General features: G+C 71.9%; 11 protein-coding genes. 3 read left to right on the top strand and 8 right to left on the bottom strand.

What is annotated here, in order from left to right; translation table 11 throughout:
* Window positions 1–2: 2 nt before the first annotated feature.
* From treY to glgA, 5 genes are read right to left on the bottom strand one after another with little or no spacing between them, the layout of a single operon-like run.
* Complete coding sequence (treY, locus tag ERL55_RS02640; RefSeq protein WP_129135046.1) at window positions 3–2,585, bottom strand: malto-oligosyltrehalose synthase; 2,583 nt, start codon at window positions 2,583–2,585, stop codon at window positions 3–5.
* Window positions 2,582–4,495, bottom strand: coding sequence for a 4-alpha-glucanotransferase (locus ERL55_RS02635; RefSeq protein ID WP_164972097.1), 1,914 nt, complete (start codon window positions 4,493–4,495; stop codon window positions 2,582–2,584). The genes treY and ERL55_RS02635 overlap by 4 nt, the downstream gene beginning before the upstream one ends.
* Window positions 4,488–6,248, bottom strand: a complete 1,761-nt coding sequence (gene treZ, locus ERL55_RS02630) for a malto-oligosyltrehalose trehalohydrolase (RefSeq protein WP_129135044.1) — start codon at window positions 6,246–6,248, stop codon at window positions 4,488–4,490. Before treZ ends, ERL55_RS02635 begins: the two co-directional genes overlap by 8 nt.
* Window positions 6,245–8,491, bottom strand: coding sequence for a 1,4-alpha-glucan branching protein GlgB (gene glgB, locus ERL55_RS02625; RefSeq protein WP_129135043.1), 2,247 nt, complete (start codon window positions 8,489–8,491; stop codon window positions 6,245–6,247). The genes treZ and glgB overlap by 4 nt, the downstream gene beginning before the upstream one ends.
* Window positions 8,488–10,041: a glycogen synthase GlgA gene (glgA, locus tag ERL55_RS02620; RefSeq protein ID WP_129135042.1), complete on the bottom strand. Its 1,554-nt coding sequence runs from the start codon at window positions 10,039–10,041 to the stop codon at window positions 8,488–8,490. Before glgA ends, glgB begins: the two co-directional genes overlap by 4 nt.
* Window positions 10,042–10,394: 353 nt before the next feature.
* Between glgA and ERL55_RS02615 the strand changes: the two genes are divergently transcribed.
* Window positions 10,395–12,290, top strand: a complete 1,896-nt coding sequence (locus ERL55_RS02615) for an MFS transporter (protein ID WP_129135041.1) — start codon at window positions 10,395–10,397, stop codon at window positions 12,288–12,290.
* 119 nt (window positions 12,291–12,409) lie between these two features.
* Here the strand turns inward: ERL55_RS02615 and nudC are convergent, their stop codons facing one another.
* The 3 genes from nudC to ERL55_RS02600 all read right to left on the bottom strand — a co-directional run bounded on the left by nudC (window position 12,410) and on the right by ERL55_RS02600 (window position 14,572).
* Window positions 12,410–13,330 carry an NAD(+) diphosphatase gene (nudC, locus tag ERL55_RS02610; RefSeq protein ID WP_129135040.1) on the bottom strand — a complete coding sequence of 307 codons (921 nt, stop codon included), beginning with the start codon at window positions 13,328–13,330 and terminating at the stop codon, window positions 12,410–12,412.
* Between the two features lie 91 nt (window positions 13,331–13,421).
* On the bottom strand, window positions 13,422–13,796 hold the full coding sequence (gene erpA, locus ERL55_RS02605; RefSeq protein WP_129135039.1) for an iron-sulfur cluster insertion protein ErpA: 375 nt from the start codon (window positions 13,794–13,796) through the stop codon (window positions 13,422–13,424).
* Between the two features lie 32 nt (window positions 13,797–13,828).
* Entirely contained in the window at window positions 13,829–14,572 is a 744-nt protein-coding gene (locus tag ERL55_RS02600; RefSeq protein ID WP_129135038.1) for a DUF6776 family protein, read from the bottom strand.
* A 158-nt stretch (window positions 14,573–14,730) separates the two neighbouring features.
* Between ERL55_RS02600 and ERL55_RS02595 the strand changes: the two genes are divergently transcribed.
* Both ERL55_RS02595 and ERL55_RS02590 read left to right on the top strand, forming a co-directional pair.
* Window positions 14,731–15,306 carry a DUF4126 domain-containing protein gene (locus ERL55_RS02595; RefSeq protein WP_129135037.1) on the top strand — a complete coding sequence of 192 codons (576 nt, stop codon included), beginning with the start codon at window positions 14,731–14,733 and terminating at the stop codon, window positions 15,304–15,306.
* 111 nt (window positions 15,307–15,417) lie between these two features.
* Window positions 15,418–17,238 carry an EAL domain-containing protein gene (locus ERL55_RS02590; protein ID WP_129135036.1) on the top strand — a complete coding sequence of 607 codons (1,821 nt, stop codon included), beginning with the start codon at window positions 15,418–15,420 and terminating at the stop codon, window positions 17,236–17,238.
* The last annotated feature ends 2 nt before the right edge of the window (window positions 17,239–17,240 follow it).

The raw sequence follows: 17,240 nt of genomic DNA, 5'->3' as shown, positions 1-17,240 counted from the left end.
ATCTAGGAATGTGGTGGGTCGACGAGGACTGCGATCGGCCCGTGCCGGCGCAACCGCGAGGGCTGGAGCCCAGCATCACCCACCTCCAGTCGCGCCCCGGTCAACAGGTGCTGCCAGCGTCCCGGTGGCACGTCGAACACCGCGTCCGGCCAGCGTGCCTGCAGGGCGCCGGGCGTGCCGGTTGGCGGGCGCACCGGTACCAGCACGCACAGGCGCGTGGCTTCGTGCGTACGCATGAAGCCCAGCCAGCCATCGGCGGCCACCAGCGGTTGGTAATCGCCATCCGCGAACAGCTCCGGCCGGCCACGGCGCAGGTCCAGCAGCCGCTGCAGCAGCCGCGCCTTGACCGCACCGTCGCGCCAGTCGCGCAGCAGCGCCGGCCAGTCGCGCGCGTCGTCCAGCCATGCATCGCGCAGTGGGTCGTCCACCGGCCTGCGGTTGTCGGGATCGACCAGCGACAGGTCCCAGCCCTCGGTGCCCTGGTACAGGTCGGGGATGCCGGGAAGCGTCAGCCGCAGCGTCGCCTGGGCGAGGCCGAGCACCGCGCCAGCCGGGGCGATCGCCTCGGCGGCGTCCCGCAGGCGCCGGCGCAGGGCGAGTCCAGGTGGAGCGGTCAGCAGCGCCTCCAGGAACGATCCGGCCGCCGCCTCGTAGCCGGGCTGCGGGTCCACCCACGAGGTGCGCCGCTTGGCCTCGCGCATCGCCTTGGTCTGCCAGCCTTCCACCCGCGCGTGCCAGTCGCGCAATCCGGCGCGGTCATCGGCCGCCAGCGCCAGCGGCCATGCGCCGACCAGGGTCTGCCACAGCATCGCGCGATCGGCACCGTCGGGGGCATCGCCAGGAAGCAGGCCGGTCGCCTCGCGCTCCAGCGCCTCCACGGTGCGCGCCCACCAGGGCGCGCGTGCAGCCAGCACCGCCAGCCGTGCCCGCACATCCTCGCCGCGCTTGTGGTCGTGGGTCGCGGTGGCCAGCAATGCGCGCGGCCCGCGCGAAACGACGGCGGCATGGAAGGCGTCGGCGGCCACGCCCAGCTGCCCGGGCAGCGGGTGGCTGCCGACCTCGTTGCGCGAGAGCAGCACGCCGTGGCGGTAGAACGCGGTGTCCTCCACCGACTTGGCGTTGAGCGGCGCCGACAGCTGCTCGACGCGCTGCCGCAGCTCGCGCTGGGCACGCTGCTGCGCCGGCGTGCCCGACGCCTGCAGCAGCCAGTCGCGAAGCCGCCCGACCGCGGTGCGCTGCAGTTCGCCACCGGCATCGGCCGCCTGCGCGCAGGCACGCTCGACCAGCCCGGCATCGCCGCCCTCGAGACCGTCCGCGCCCGCATAGGTGCGATACACCGGAAACACCTCGAGGATGCCGCGCAGTGCCTGTGCCCAGGCGGCGGGCGGCAACTCCCGTGCCACCGCATCATGGCGCGCACAACGCAGCAGCACGCGCAGGGTGCGGTCGAACTCCGCCTGCAGCGGGCCGGCCAGCATTTCGCCGCGGGCCTGCAGTTCCTCGGTGGCGAAATCGCCAGTGCGCCCGCTGCGCGCACGCCACACCTCCACCAGCGCAGCCTCGCCATCGGGGTCGTGCAGCAGGCCGCCGGCCTGGTCCATGAAGTCGTAGCCGGTGGTGCCATCGCAGGGCCAATCCGCGGGCAGGCTCTCGCCGGGTGCGAGGATCTTTTCCACCCACAGCCCGAGCGTGCCCGGCGCCAGCCCGCGCGCACGCCCGGCGCGGTCCAGTGCGCGGCGCAGGCGCCGCACATAACCACCGGGATCGGCCAGGCCGTCGACGTGGTCCACGCGCAGCCCATCCACCAGGCCTTCGGCCACCAGGCGCAGCGGCAGCGCATGCACGGCGTTGAAGGCGGCCGGCACCTCCATGCGCAGCGCCACCAGCGAGGTGATGTCGAAGAAGCGGCGGTAGTTCAGCAGCGCGTTGCCGCCGCGCCACCAGGCCAGCCGGTACGGCTGCGCGGCGACCAGCCGCGCCAGCGTGTCGTCGCCCTTGCGGGCGCCGGCGTTGATCGACGCCACCCAGCGACGACGAGCCGCCGGATCACGCGGCACCCGGCGTGGCGGCACGCCGAGCGGCCAGCGCGTGCCGTGGTGGTCGAGTGCCCAACTGCCATCGCGCTGCGAAGCCAGCGTCAGCACGCCGTCGGCCAGCGCCTGCGCCAGGCTGCGGTCGAGCACCGGCAGCCACAACCGCCCCTCGCGACCGGGCGCGTCCCATTCGATGTCGAACCAGCGCGCCCAGGGGCTGCGCCGGCCACGCACCACCACGTCGCGCCACCACGCATTGTCCAGGTGCGCGGCCATGTGGTTGGGCACGATGTCGAGCACCAGGCCCATGTCGTGCGCGTGCGCGGCACGCGCCAGCGCACGCAACGCCGGCTCGCCGCCGAGCTCGGGCGAGACGGTGGCGGGATCCACCACGTCGTAGCCATGGGTTGAACCGGCCACGGCGCGGGTGATCGGCGACAGGTAGAGATGGCTGATGCCCAGGCGCGCGTAGTACGGCACCCGGGCCGCAGCATCGCGCAGGGTGAAGCCCGGATGCAGCTGCAGGCGGGCGGTGGCGCGCAACGCGATCACGGTGTTGCCGCCTGGCGGCGCCCATCACCGATGGCCGCGACTGCCGCGTCCCACGCCGTACCGGCCTGTTCCGGCAGGCGCCTGCGCCAGTTGGGATGGGTTTCCACCACGCCGGGCAGGTTCGGCTGCCCGCGCAGTCCGAGCATGTCCTCGGCAGGCACCAGGACCAGCGGTGACGGCGTCGTCGCCACGTGCCGCAGCGCCGCAACGGTGGGGTCGCCATCGGTGGTGCCGCCGGCCGCGACGATCGCGCGGTCGAGCGCGGCCACGTCCGTGCGACGTTCCCGCATCGCCCGGCGCCGGCCATCGGCATCGAGCAGCCCGCAGCGGCGGCGCCAGGACAGGTCGCGCCCGATGCGCCAGCCCGCCAGCGTCGGCAGGTCGTGGGTGGTGGTCATGGCCACGGCGTCGTGCCGCCACTGCGCGGGTGGCAGGAAGCCGCCGTCGTCGTCGCGGGTGAACGGCAATACGTCCATGCCGAGCAGCCCACGCGCGGCCAGCCGCTGGCGGAACCCCGGCGGCACCACGCCCAGGTCCTCGCCGATCACGATCGCCCGGTGCCGCCACGAGGCCAGTGCCAGCAGGTCCATCAGTTCGCGCATCGGATAGCGCAGGTACGCGCCGTGGGTGGCGTCGGCGCCGCGGGGCACCAGCCACATCCGCTTCAGGCCGAGGATGTGGTCGATGCGCACGCCGCCACGGTCGCGCATGACGCAGTCGAGCAGCGTACGGAACGGTGCATAGCCCGAACGCCGCAGGGCCGCCGGCGCGTAGGCACCCAGCCCCCACACCTGGCCCTGCGCGTTGAATGCATCCGGCGGGGCGCCCAGCAGCAGCCCGTCGAGCACGGCGCCCGCCTGCGCCGCGGCCTCGCTGCCGGCCGGGTCGAAGCCCACCGCGAGATCGGCGATCAGGCCGATGCCCATGCCCTGCCCGCGCGCACGTGCCTGCAGCGCCGCCCAGCTGCGCGCGGCCAGCCACTGCGCGAACACATGCAGCGACGGGTCGCCATCACCGAAGGCACGTGCCGCCCACTGCGTATGCGCGTGCAGGGCATCGCCACCGGCGGCCGCGAAGCCGGCAATGGCGTCGGCGTGCGACCCGGCATGCGCATGCAACGCGCGCAGCCAGCGCCACTTCACCGCCGCGCCTTCCGGCCAGTCGACCAGCGCACCGCCGGCAAGCGCGTCGAAGCGCCCGGCAAGACCCGCACGCTCGAGGCACGACTGCGCCGCAGCCACGCCCAGCACCGCGGCGGGATCGGCATGCAGCGGGTCCAGCCAGCGCCGGTCCGCGGGCGAGTACGGGCTGTAGTGCGGGCCCGCGGGCATCGCCGCATGCAGCGGGCTGAGCGCCACTGCGTGCGCACCATCGCGCGCGGCGCGCGTCAGCCATGCCTCCGCGCCGCCGGCGTCGCCGATGCCGGCATCGCGCGGCCCGCGCACCGAGTACACCTGCAGCGCCACGCCCCAGGCGCGCGGCGCCGCCGCACCCAGGGCATCGGCGACACCGAAGCAGCGCGCCGGTGCCACCACCAGATTGCGCTCATCGTCATCGCCGAATTTCCACTCCCCCGGCTGCGGCGGCGCCGGCACGGTGCCGTCCTCCGCCACGCGCAGTTCCACCCGGTCGCCGTCCTCGTGGACCAGCTCCACGCGGGCCCCGGCACGCCCCAGCGCCACCGGTTCACCGGCACGGGCGGTGACCAGCGGCGGCGCCTGCGTCGAGCGTGCATTGAGCTCCGCCTGCGCCTCGCGGCACTGCGCGGGGGTGCGTGCGTGGATGCCGAGCGCGTCCAGCACCGCCACCAGGGTGTCGTCGCCGACGCGTTGCGCGACGCCGTCGGCGTCGGTCCAGTCGACGATGACCCCGGCGGTATCCGCCAGCGTGCGCAGGTCCGGATCAGCCATTGCGCTCACCCTCGAGCCAGCAGGCGAGGAAGCCGTCCGGGGGCAGGCTGCCGGATCCGGTCTCGGGGACGTTCTCGGCATACACGACCGTGCCGCGATCCGCCGGCAGCGGCAACGCCTGCTCGCCGAAATTGGCGAAGACCTGCCAGCGTCCGCCGGGCAGCCGCCAGGATGCCGCGATGGCGCCGGGCTGCAGCACGTGACCACGACCCTCGCCGGCCCCGGCCGCCAGCCACTGCCGGCGCACCGCCAGCAGCGCCTGGAACCACGCCGCCCAGCGCGCGCCCTCACCCCGATCGGCATCGACGATGTCACAGGCCGACGCGCGGAAGGTCGCCTCGTCGTTGGGATCGGGAATACGTGCACGCCGCTCCGGATCGGCGAACGCCGCGAAATGTGCGAACTCGCGACGCCGGCCCTCGCGCACCTGCGCGTCCAGCGGTGGTGCGAAATCGGTGAAGAACAGGAACGGCTCGCGTGCACCCCAGGGCTCGCCCATGAAGAACAGCGGGACCATCGGCGTCAGCGCGGTGAGCGCCAGCGCCGCACGCATCCGGGATTCCGGGACCTGGGTAGTCAGGCGATCGCCGAGCGCGCGGTTGCCGATCTGGTCGTGGTTCTGCGCGAACACCACGAAGCGCTCCGGCGGCAGGTGCCCGCTCGGCATGCCGCGGGCATTGCCGCGGTGATCGGCCTGGCCCTGGTAGGCGAAGCCCTCGCCGAGTGTGCGCGCCAGGTGCGCGGCGGGGTCATCGGCGAAACCCGCGTAGTAGCCCTCGTCCTCGCCGGTCAGCAGCACATGCAGGGCGTTGTGGAAGTCGTCGTTCCACTGCGCGGTGTAGCCGCGTTCGAGCAGGCCGGCATCGTTGTGCTCGTTCTCCAGCACCAGGTGCACATGGCGGCCCGGTGCGGTGGAAGCCGCCACGTGCTCGCGCAGCGTATCGAGGAAGGCGGCAGGTTCGATGGCGTGCACGGCGTCCAGCCGCAGGCCGTCGAACCGGTATTCGTCGATCCACATGCGCGCATTGGCGAGGAAGAACTCGCACACCGCCGGCCGGCGGAAATCGATGGCGGGGCCCCACGGGGTGCAGATGTCGTCGCGGAAGAACCCCGGCGCGATGGCGTGGAGATGGTTTCCCTGCGGCCCGAAATGGTTGTAGACCACGTCGAGCAGCACCATCAGCCCGAGCCCATGCGCCTCGTCCACCAGCGCCTTGAGCGCTTCCGGCGTGCCATCGGCCGAGGTTGGCGCGAACGGCATCACGCCGTCGTAGCCCCAGTTGCGCCGGCCCGGGCGCTCGGCCACCGGCATCAGCTCGATCGCGGTGATCCCCAGCGCTGCCAGCCGTGGCAGCTGCGTACGCACGCCGTCGTAGCCACCGCAGGCACCGACGTGCAGTTCATAGATCACCGCCTCGCGCCAGGGGCGGCCCCGCCAGCTGCGGTGCTGCCAGCGGTAGCCGTCGCCGGCAAGTGTGGCGCTGGGGCCATCGACGCCCTCGGGCTGCCAGCGCGACGCCGGGTCCGGCACCGGGTCCGCGCCATCGATGCGGAACCGGTAGCGGGTGCCGGCAGCGCATGCGATGTGCACGGCGTGGAAGCCATCGGCGTCGCGCGCCATCGGATGCACGTCGCCATCGGCCAGCACCAGTTCCACGCGCGATGCGGCCGGCGCCCACAACCCGAAGCGGTAGCCGTCGCCGACCTGCCACGCGCCCCAGCGCGGAACCATGTCGGCGTCGCGGCCGGTCATGCCTCGGGCACCAGGTAGACCGTCGACAGCGGTGGCAGCAGCAGCGCCAGCGACTGCGCATGCCCGTGCATCGCCAGCGGCCGCGTTTCGACGCCGCCTACATTGCCTTCGTTGCCGCCGCCGTAATACCGGCTGTCGGTGTTGAGCACCTCGCGCCAGCGCCCGGCGACCGGCACGCCCATGCGGTAGTCGCGGCGCACGACCGGGGTGAAGTTGCTCACCGCCAGCAACGGCGGTGCGTCGCCGTCGGGATCCAGTCGCACGAACGCGAACACGCTGTTGCGGTCGTCGTCGCCGACGCTCCAATCGAAGCCTTCGGCGCGGTGGTTGCCGCGGTACAGCGCCGGCTGCGCGCGCAGCGTGCGGTTGAGATCGGCCACCAGGCGCCGCACGCCGTCGTGGCCGGGATGTTGCAGCACCGGCCAGTGGAGGCTGCCGTCGTGGTGCCATTCGTGCGGCTGGCCGAACTCGCCACCCATGAACAGCAGCTTGGCGCCCGGGTGCGCCCACATGAAGCCGTAGTAGGCCCGCAGATGGGCAAGCCGGGCGGAGTGGTCGCCGGGCATCCGGTGCAGCAGCGAGCCCTTGCCGTGCACCACTTCGTCGTGCGAGAGCGGCAGCACGAAGCGCTCGGAGAATGCGTACACCAGCCCGAAGGTCATCTCGCTGTGGTGGTGGCGCCGGTGCAGCGGGTCGCGCCGCAGGTAATGCAGGGTGTCGTGCATCCAGCCCATGTTCCACTTGTGGGTGAAGCCGAGACCGCCGGGCTGCGTGGGCGCGGTCACGCCCGGCCATGCGGTGGATTCCTCGGCGATCGTCATCACCCCCGGGAAGCGGCTGCGCACGGCGTCGTTGAAGGCGCGCAGGAACGCCACCGATTCGAGGTTCTCGCGCCCGCCATGCGCATTGGGAATCCACTCGCCATCGGCGCGGCTGTAGTCGCGGTAGAGCATCGATGCCACCGCATCCACGCGCAGGCCGTCGATATGGAAGCGCTCGATCCACTCCAGCGCGCTGCCGATGAGATAGGCCGCGACCTCGTGGCGCCCGTGGTTGTAGATCAGCGTGTGCCAGTCCTGGTGCACGCCCTCGCGGGGATCGGCGTGTTCGTAGAGGGCGGTGCCGTCGAAGCGCTGCATCCCGTGCGGGTCATCGGGAAAGTGCGCCGCGATCCAGTCGACGATCACCCCGATGCCGGCGCCATGGCAGGCATCGACGAAGCGCGCGAACGCGGCCGGCTCGCCATGCCGCGCGGTTGGCGCGAACAGCCCCAGGGGCTGGTAGCCCCACGATCCACCGAACGGATATTCCGACACCGGCAGCAGTTCGATATGGGTAAAGCCCAGTTCGCGCACATAGGGCACCAGGCGCGCGGCAAGCTGGTCCCAGTCCAGCAAGGCGCCGTCGGCATCGCGTTGCCAGGAGCCGGCATGCAGCTCGTAGATCGACAGCGGTTCGGCATCGTGGTCGCGGCGTGCACGCGCCGCCAGCCAGGCCCCGTCGCTCCACGCGAACGGTTCGGCATCAGCGACCACGGACGCGGTGCCCGGCAGCGCTTCGCTGCGGCGCGCGACGGGATCGGCCTTGTCCGGCAGGACCTGCCCGTCGACGCCGGTGATCCGGAACCTGTAGCGGCTGCCAGCCACCACGCCCGGCAGGAACAGTTCCCACACCCCGCCGTCATGGCGCAGCCGCATCGGATGGCGGCGCCCGTCCCAGCCGTTGAAATCACCGACCACCGCCACCCGTCGCGCATTCGGCGCCCAGACCGCGAAACGCACGCCGTCGACGCCGTCACGGGTCTCCGGATGCACGCCGAGCAGACGCCGCAGCGCCTCGCCATCACCGCGCGAGAACGCCTGCAGGTCCTGCGCATCCGACACCGGCCCGAAGGCGTAGGGATCGGCGGTCTCCCGGGTCGCGTCGGGCCATTCGATGCGCAGCCGGTAGCGGCACGCGGACGGCAGCACGGCCTCGTACAGGCCTTCCGGGCCGGCGTGCATGGCCGCCAAGCGCTGTCCCCGGGCGTCGACGACGTCGACCGAGCGCGCGCCGTGCGCCAGCGCACGGATCACCACCCGGCCATCGGCCAGGCGATGCGGGCCCAGCCACGCGACGGGATCCGCCGGCTCGCCGCGCGCGAGCGCCAGCAGCGGTGCGGGCCACGATGCGTCCACATCTTCCGATTCGGCCTGCGCAGGTTCGACCGCATCGCAGGCAGCAACGTAGCCGTCGGCGCTCATGCGGCCTCTGCCAGCGGTGCGGCGCGCTCGTACAGCGCGAGGTATTCGCGCCCGGCCTCGTCCCAACCGGCCGGTCGCAACATGGCCGCACGGCGCATCGCCGCCATCAGCCCGGGCATGCGCCAGGTGCGGAACGCACGCGCAACCGCGCGCCGCAGGCCGTCGGTGGTGGCCTCGGCAAAGAGGAACCCGGTGACGCCATCATCGACGGTATCGATCAGCCCGCCGGTGGCATGTGCGATCGGCAGGCAGCCGAAGCGCTGCGCATACATCTGGCTCAACCCGCAGGGTTCGAAGCGCGATGGCATCAGCAGGAAGTCCGCGCCGGCGAACATGCACCGCGCCAACCCCTCCTCGAAGCCGATGAACGCGCCGACATGGCCCGGGAAGCGCAACGTCAGTTCGCGCACCTGCTGTTCGATATGGCGCTCGCCACCGCCGATGATCACGATCTGCCCGTTCGCGGCGGCGATCTGCGGTGCCACCTCGCAGATCAGGTCCAGCCCCTTCTGGTGCACCAGCCGCGACACCACCGCGAACAGCGGCCCGCCGGTCTCCGGCAGCCCGAAGGCCTGCCGCACCCAGCGCGCATTGCGGATCCGGCCACCGCATTCGTTGACGCCGAAACGTGCCTCCAGGTGGCGGTCGGTACGCGGATCCCAGCTGTTGTCGATGCCGTTGACGATGCCGGTCAGCGCGCCTTCCGCCGCGCGCCGCGCCAGCAGCGCGTCCAGCCCGCAGCCCAGCGTGGGTGCGGTGATCTGCGCGGCGTAGCTGACGCTGACGGTGGTGATATGGGTGGCATGCACGATGCCGGCCTGCAGGAACGACAGCCGGCCGTGGAATTCGATGTCCTCCAGCGCACCCGTCGGCACCCCCAGCGTGCGTGCGAGCGCGGCCGGGAACAGGCCCTGGTAGGCAAGGTTGTGGATGGTGAGCAGGCACGGCGTATCGCCGCCGTTCCAGCGCACGTAGGCCGCGGCCAGTGCGCTGGGCCAGTCGTTGAGGTGCAGGATGCGCGGGCACCAGTCGAGCCCCGCCTGGCCGGCGGCGATTGCCGCCGCCGCGTGCGACAGCGTGGCGAAGCGCACTGCGTTGTCGGCCCAGTCGAGGCCGTTGGCATCCACATACGGGCTGCCCTCGCGTTCGAAGAGTGCGCCGTTGAGCAGCACGTAGACGATCAGCCCGTCCTCGCGCCGGGCCTGGGCGACCTCGCACGCCGGCAGGCCGGCATGGGCCGGGATGCGCCCGATCCGCTGCAATGCGCCGGCGCCGGCCAGCACCGCGGGATAGCCTGGAATCAGCACGCGCACGTCGCACCGCTCGCGCAGCGCCCGCGGCAGCGCCGCGGCGACGTCGCCAAGGCCACCGGCCTTGACGAAGTCACTCATCTCCGAGACCACGAACAGGCAACCATCGCGCAGCGGCGCGACCGGGCGCGTCGGCATCAGCCGTGCAAAACGCCCACGCGCATCGCGCGCGCGCCGGGTACGGGTGGACGCAACTGCCGCAGGGAACGGCGCCGGGGATCGGGGGACGTCAGCAACCATGAAAACCGCCTGGGGGAAAGACGGATGGACGGCGACACTCCCTCCTGCCTTCGGGACCGGAAGCAGGGGGAGAGCCGGGGTTCTCGGGGGGTGCCGTGGGTACACGGCGCCGTGGATGGAATATGGAAAGCGGGTAATCAACTTTCCGTGAAAACGACGCGGCGTTTCGATGACAGCGCAGGCCCGCGCCGAACGGCTCCGGACGCTTTGCACCGGCACCCTGCTTGCGGCTGCATCCGAAGCCGGACCGCGACACCGGGCAGGTCGATCGCGGACCATCGAACGACGCCGTGGCGACGCTGGATCCGCCGCCCCCACCTGCTAGGCTCCCGCGCGACGCCCGAGGAGCCCGCATGGCCCATTCCCAGTTCGACCTGCTGCGGCAGCGCCGCTTCCTGCCCTACTTCACCGTGCAGGCGCTGGGGGCCTTCAACGACAACGTCTACCGCCAGGCGATCATCGGCCTGCTGATCTTCCTCGGCGCGAGCACGCAGGAGCGCGCGCTCTACGCGATGCTGGCGCCGGCGGTGTTCATCCTGCCGTACTTCCTGTTCTCGGCACTGGCCGGCCAGGTGGCGGAGAAGCTGGAGAAGCAGCGCCTGATCGTGATCACTACGACGATGGAGATCGCGATCATGTCGCTGGCCGCCATCGGCTTCCTGGTCCAGAACATGCCGCTGCTGCTGGTGGCGCTGTTCTGCACCGGCGTGCAGTCGACGCTGTTCGGGCCGGTGAAGTACTCGGTGCTGCCGTCGATCCTCAAGCCCGAGGAACTGACCGGTGGCAACGGCCTGGTCGAGATGGGCACGTCGATCTCGATCCTGCTGGGCATGATCACCGGCGGGCTGATCTTCCAGCTGGCCGGCAGCCACGGCCCGCAGGCCGCGGCCGGCGCGATCGTGGCGCTGGCGGTCATCGGCAACCTGATGGCCCGGCGGATCCCGCGCATCGATGCCGGCGATCCGACCCTGCGGGTGCGCTGGAACCCGGTACCGGTGTCGCTCGAGGTCATGCGCATGGCACGCCGGCAGCCGGCGGTGCGCAACGCGATGCTCGGCGTGTCGTGGTTCTGGTTCTTCGGCACGCTGATCACCTCGCAGCTGCCGGCCTACGCCGAGGTCCACCTCGGCGGCGCCGCCGGCTCGGCGACGCTGTACGTGTTCGCGCTGGCGCTGTTCTCGATCGGCGTGGGCGCCGGCTCGCTGCTGTGCGAGAAGCTGTCGGCACGCACCGTCGAGATCGGCCTGGTGCCGGTGGGTGCGTTCGGCATGACCGCTTTCGTGCTCGATCTCTACTTCGCCCGGCCCGGGCTGGCGCCGGTGGGCGGGCTCGACCTGGCCGGGTTCCTGCGGCAGCCCGGCAGCCTGCGCCTGGTCATCGACCTGCTGGGCATCGGCATGTTCACCGGCGTGTTCGTGGTGCCGCTGTTCGCACTGATCCAGAGCCGCACGCCGATCAACGAGATGTCGCGGGTGTTCGCCGCGCTCAATATCCAGAACTCGGGTTTCATCGTGCTGGCGGCGGTGGTCGGGCTGGTCACCCAGGGCGTGCTCGGCTGGACCATCCCGCAGCTGCTGCTGGCATTGGCCGTCGCCAACCTGCTGGTGGCGGTGTGGATCTTCACCATCGTTCCCGAATTCATGATGCGCTTCCTGAGCTGGGTGCTGGTGCGCACGCTCTACCGGCTGCGCCTGCACGGCATCGAGGCCCACGTGCCGGACGAGGGGCCCGCATTGCTGGTGTGCAACCACGTCAGCTACATGGATGCGCTGATCCTGGCCGCCAGCGTGCCGCGCCCGGTGCGCTTCGTGATGTACCACCGCATCTTCGCGATCCCGGTGCTGTCGTGGATCTTCCGCACCGCGAAGGCGATCCCGATCGCTCCGGAAAAGGAAGACCCCGCACTCATGCAGCGCGCGTTCGACGCGATCGATGCCGCGCTGGCCGACGGCGAACTGGTGCTGGTGTTTCCCGAGGGGCGCCTGACCGCCGATGGCGACATCGCGCCGTTCCGCAGCGGCGTCGAGCGCATCCTCGCGCGCCGCCCGGTGCCGGTGGTGCCGATGGCCCTGCGCAACATGTGGACCAGCATGTGGAGCCGGCACGACTCGCGGATGCGGCGCATGCGCCTGCCGCGGCGCCTGCGCGCGCGCGTGGAGGTGGTCGCGGCGGCACCTGTGGATGGTGTGCAGGCGACGGCGGCCTCACTGGAAGCGCGGGTGCGCGAACTGCGCGGGGCTGCGGCGTAGGGTTCCGGGCAGACGCCGCAGGCACGACCCCAGGCGTCGCAGGTCGGTGGATACGGCCGTCATCACATCCGACGGCCGCCGACTCGTCGCGCGGGTCAGCGGACTCCGCGACGGAAACGCTACTCGCGCAGCGCACCCTCGCGATGCCAGTGCGCGATCAGCCAGCGCGCGATCGAGATATGCGATGACAGCAGCAGGCCGTCCTCGCCGCCACGGCCGTCCAGCGCCGCGCCGATCTCGTCACGGCTGAACCAGCGCGCGTCCTCGAGTTCGTCGTCGTTGGGGCGTGGCTCGTCGGGCTCGGCCAGCGCCTCGAAACCCAGCATCAGCGAGGACGGGAACGGCCACGGCTGCGATCCGAGGTAGCGCGCGCGGCGCACGCGCACGCCGGACTCCTCCCAGACTTCGCGGGCGATGGTCTGCTCGAGGGTCTCGCCGGGCTCGACGAACCCGGCCAGCACCGACCATCGCCGCGGCGCCCAGCCCGGCTGGCGCCCGAGCAGCAGGCGCTCGCCGTCCGACACCGCCACGATCACCGCCGGGTCGGTGCGCGGGTAGTGTTCGGCGCTGCAGGCGGTGCACACGCCCAGCCAGCCCGCGCGCAGATAGGCCAGCCGCGCGCCGCAGGCCCCGCAGTGCCGGTGCCGGCGCCGCCAGTGCAGCACCGCGCGCGCCTGCGCGAACGCGGTGGTCTGCAGCGCGGGCCACTGCGCGGCGGCGCTGCGCAGGTCGATCCAGGTCCCGGCCGGGGCGTCGGGCACGTCGGCGGCATCGCAGGCGAACCAGCCGCGGCCGTCGGCATCCAGGCCGAGGAACACCGCGTGCTGCCAGGCACCGGGCGGCAGGGTCGAGGGCTCCGGCATCCAGGGCGTGTCGCCCTCGCCCACCGGTGCGCGCCCGTCGTCGTCGACCACGATGCAATGCGCCTTCCCCCGCAACGCCTCCAGCGCCGCGGGCTGCAGGCGCAGGTGCTCGGCGCGGTCCAGCGGCGCGGCAACGAAGGCATAGGCGGGCGTGGGCCCGTCGACGGCAGCGGTCATCGACACATCCGGGAGCACGCGATATCGCGCTGCCGGAGTTTAGGCCCGAACAGGATGCAGGCGTCGCCAACGCGGCGACCGCGCAGAACAGTCAGACGGTGAAGCTGCTGCCGCAACCGCAGGTGGACTTCGCGTTGGGGTTGCGGATGGTGAACTGCGCACCGTGCAGGCTCTCGACATAGTCCACCGACGCCCCCATCAGGTACTGCAGGCTCAGCGGGTCGACGACCAGCGTCACGCCATCGGTGGCGATCGCCAGATCGTCCTCGGCCTGCTCCTCATCGAACTCGAAGCCGTACTGGAAGCCGGAGCAGCCACCGCCCTGGATATAGACGCGCAGCTTCAGCGCGGGGTTGCCCTCGCCGTCGATCAGCTCGCGCACCTTGGAGGCGGCGGCGGTGGTGAAATCGATCGGGCGCGACAGCGACTGGTAGTCGGGGGCCTGGGGGAGCGACATGGGTTCCATGCGCACAAGGATGGGGGCCGCAGGAGGCGGGTTCAAGCGTCGGTGGCGGAACGCCCTGTCGCTTCGCCCCACGGGAACGACTGCTCGACTGCACGCCCGCCACGCGGCTGCAGGCGCACGGTCACCCGGGTGGGGGTGAAACCCTGCGGCAGCATGATGTCGCCCTGGACCTGCTGGAAGAACCGGAACGAGTACGGCAGCGCGGGGGCATCCTCGCGCTGGCGCAGGTCGTCCCAGTCCAGCTGTTCCAGCCGTCCGTCGCGGGTGCCCTCCACGGCCAGCCGCAGCTCGCCTTCGCTGGATGCGTCGCGGTTGAGGTTCTGGGTGAGCGTGGCGGTGTAGTGCCAGACGCTGTCGGTGCCGGGCGCCAGCCGCAGCTCGTGCACGGTCAGGCCGCGGCGCTGCGCGGTGGCACCGACGAAGCGTTCATAGAAGGCGACATCGGCCCGCAGCGCGGCGATTTCCTCGTCGCGTTCGGCAAGCGTGCCCTGCAGCTTGAGGTTGGCCTCGCGGCTGATCTGGTCGGAGCGCGTGAGCGTGGTGACTTCCTGTTCGAGCGCGGCGATTCGCTCGCCTGCATCCGGGCCGGCCACCCCGCCACCACGCAGGCCTGCCCACAGCCCCCACGCCCCGAACAGCAACGACACCGTGACCACCGCCAGCAGCAGGGGCCCGCGCCTTACCGTGCGCCTCGCCGCGCGACGTCGTTCCGTGGCGGCACCGGGGCCCTTGGAAGACACCGGACTGGCCGGCGGAAGCTGCTCGGGGTCGTTCATGTCGAATGGATATAACGGCGGCGGTCAGGCCGGTCAAGGAATGCCCCGGCCGCAGGTCGGGGCACGTTCAAGGCGATGAAGCGCCCGCAGGGCCATTGCGCGCGCCGGTGCCGCGGTCCCTACACTTCCCGGGCACCCGGCGCATCGAGGACCCACGCATGTCGGAACCCCAGCTGTTCGCGATCGGCATCCTGCTGGCCTGGCTGGCCGGCGTGCGCGTGTACCTCACCGTGTTCGGCGTCGGCATCGCCGGCGTGCTCGGCTGGCTGGACCTGCCACCGGCGCTGGAAGCGGCGCAGTCGCCGTGGGTGCTGGGGGTCGCGGGCGTCCTTGCAGTCGTGGAGTTCCTTGCCGACAAGATTCCCGGCGTGGATTCGGTGTGGGATCTCGTGCACACCCTGGCGCGGGTGCCGGCGGGTGCGTTCCTCGCTGCGGCCACGCTGTCGCCCGATGGCGAGCTCGGTGCCGGCATGCTCGCCACCGGTGCGGGCGTAACGCTGGCCAGCCATCTGCTCAAGAGCGGATCGCGGGCGCTGATCAACACCTCGCCCGAACCGGTCAGCAACTGGGCGGCGTCGGCCACCGAGGACACCGTCACCGTCGGCGCGCTTGCGCTTGCGATCACCAACCCGTGGCTGGCGCTGGCGGTGGTGCTGGGCCTTGCAGCGCTGGCGGTCGGCGGCCTCGTATGGCTGTGGCGGAAGCTCTTCCGCAGGCCCCGCGCGCGCGGCTGACGCCTTGCGACCGCTGCACGGTCCGGCCACCGGCGCCTCGGGCATAATCGGCCGCCGCGCCGGGGACCGGGCGCGGGTTTGCCTTTCAACGGGATATGGCCGCAGAGTCTCATGATGGAGAGGGCTGACGACATCCGACGCGCCGAGTTCCCGCCGGCCGGCTTCTGGCGCCGGTGGGCAGGCGATGCGCCGGCAGCGAAGCTGCCCGCCGACGACGACAGCGAAACCGCACGCACGCGCGCCGAGATCGCCTCGGCCGCGGCGCGCGCCGGGCAGTCCGGCTCGACCGAGGCACCGTACCGGGTGATGATCGTCGAGGACGATCCCAGCCAGGCATTGTTTGCCGAGAGCATCCTCAACGGTGCCGGCATGCAGGCGCAGGTGGTGCCGGATCCGGGGCTTGCGATCGCCACCCTCGAGGTGTTCCAGCCCGACCTGGTGCTGATGGACCTGCACATGCCGTCGATCGATGGCACCGAACTCACCCACATGATCCGCAGCCACGGCGCGTTCGCGCAGACGCCGATCGTGTTCCTGACCGGCGATCCGGACCCCGAACGCCAGTTCGAGGTGCTCGAACTCGGCGCCGACGACTTCCTGACCAAGCCGGTGCGGCCGCGGCACCTGATCGCCGCCGTGCAGAACCGCATCCGCCGCGCCCGCCAGGCGCAGGCGCCCGCGGGCGAGGGCCGCCATCCGCTCACCGGCCTGCTCACCCGCAACCGCATGCTGCAGCGGCTGGCCGCGGCGATTCCCGGCGACGGCGGCGGCGCGCTGTTCTTCGTCGAACTCGAAGGCATCGCCGCGCTGCGCGACCGTGTCGGCTATGCCGTGCTCGAGTCGGTGCTGGTGGAGGCCAGCCGGCATATCGCCACGCTGAGCGAAGGCCATGCCGCGGCGCGGCTCAACGACAACACCTTCCTGGTCCACGCGGAAATCGCGCCGGAGGACCTGCTCGATTGGGCACGCGAGCTGCGCGACGGCCTGGCGCGCCGCGAATTCAGTGCCGGTGAGGGGACCATCCGCCTGCGCGGGCGCATCGGCGCACTGTCGCTCGCCGACGGTTTCCAGGATGCCGGCAGCGCGCTCGCGGCCGCCGAACACGCGCTGCGGCTGGCTCGGCTGGAGCCGATCGGCATCGCGCGCTACGTCGCGCCCGACGTGCGCTCCGGCGACCCGTCACTGGGCGAACTGGTCTCGCATGCGATCGCCGAGGGCCGCATCGAGCTGGCCTACCAGCCGATCGTCGCGGTGGCCGGCGGCGACGACCCGCAGTTCCAGACCCTGCTGCGCCTGCGCGGTGGCGACGGCACCCTGCATATGGCAGCGGAGATCCTTCCCGCGGCGGAAGCCGCCGGGCTGATGGAGGAGATCGACCGCCATGTGCTCGACCTGGCGCTGACGACGCTGCAGCAGCAGCGCCAGCGCGGGCGCACGCTGCGGCTGTTCGTGTCGCAGTCGCCACGCAGCCTGGGCTGCGACGGCTACGCGCCGTGGCTGCTGGCCGAACTCGGCGCGCGCGAGATCGACGGCGCGCAGCTGGTGGTCGACGTGCGCCAGGACGACGCCCTGGTACATGCGGTCTCGCTGCAGGAGTTCTGCGCGGCGGTGCAGAATTCCGGCGTGCAGCTGTGCCTGTCCGGCTACCGCGTCGGCGCGGAATCCGACGCGCTGCTGGCGCAGTTGCCGCTTACCCATGTGCGGCTGTCGGCGCACTACTCGACGGGCTCCGGCGACCAGCTCGTGCGCGACGAGATGCGCGACGCCATCGAACGTGCACACCGCTATGGACTGCAGGTGATCGGCCAGCAGGTGGAGAACCCGCAGGCCGCCGCGACGCTCTGGATGAGCGGCATCGACTTCATCCAGGGCAATCTCGTGCACGTCGCCGGCCGCGAGGTCGACTTCGATTTCCAGCACTCCGTGCTCTGAGG

The organism is Luteimonas sp. YGD11-2, assembly GCF_004118975.1.
GTDB classification, from domain to species: domain Bacteria; phylum Pseudomonadota; class Gammaproteobacteria; order Xanthomonadales; family Xanthomonadaceae; genus Luteimonas; species Luteimonas muca.
This window is presented reverse-complemented; position numbering and strand designations above follow the sequence as displayed.

What these genes read in the sequence shown, in the direction of transcription:
- ERL55_RS02635 (WP_164972097.1), bottom strand. Translation starts at nt 4,495, where the DNA reads ATGGCTGATCCGGACCTGCGCACGCTGGCGGATACCGCCGGGGTCATC.
- treZ (WP_129135044.1), bottom strand. Translation starts at nt 6,248, where the DNA reads ATGACCGGCCGCGACGCCGACATGGTTCCGCGCTGGGGCGCGTGGCAG.
- glgB (WP_129135043.1), bottom strand. Translation starts at nt 8,491, where the DNA reads ATGAGCGCCGACGGCTACGTTGCTGCCTGCGATGCGGTCGAACCTGCG.
- glgA (WP_129135042.1), bottom strand. Translation starts at nt 10,041, where the DNA reads ATGGTTGCTGACGTCCCCCGATCCCCGGCGCCGTTCCCTGCGGCAGTT.
- ERL55_RS02615 (WP_129135041.1), top strand. Translation starts at nt 10,395, where the DNA reads ATGGCCCATTCCCAGTTCGACCTGCTGCGGCAGCGCCGCTTCCTGCCC.
- nudC (WP_129135040.1), bottom strand. Translation starts at nt 13,330, where the DNA reads ATGACCGCTGCCGTCGACGGGCCCACGCCCGCCTATGCCTTCGTTGCC.
- erpA (WP_129135039.1), bottom strand. Translation starts at nt 13,796, where the DNA reads ATGGAACCCATGTCGCTCCCCCAGGCCCCCGACTACCAGTCGCTGTCG.
- ERL55_RS02600 (WP_129135038.1), bottom strand. Translation starts at nt 14,572, where the DNA reads ATGAACGACCCCGAGCAGCTTCCGCCGGCCAGTCCGGTGTCTTCCAAG.
- ERL55_RS02595 (WP_129135037.1), top strand. Translation starts at nt 14,731, where the DNA reads ATGTCGGAACCCCAGCTGTTCGCGATCGGCATCCTGCTGGCCTGGCTG.
- ERL55_RS02590 (WP_129135036.1), top strand. Translation starts at nt 15,418, where the DNA reads ATGATGGAGAGGGCTGACGACATCCGACGCGCCGAGTTCCCGCCGGCC.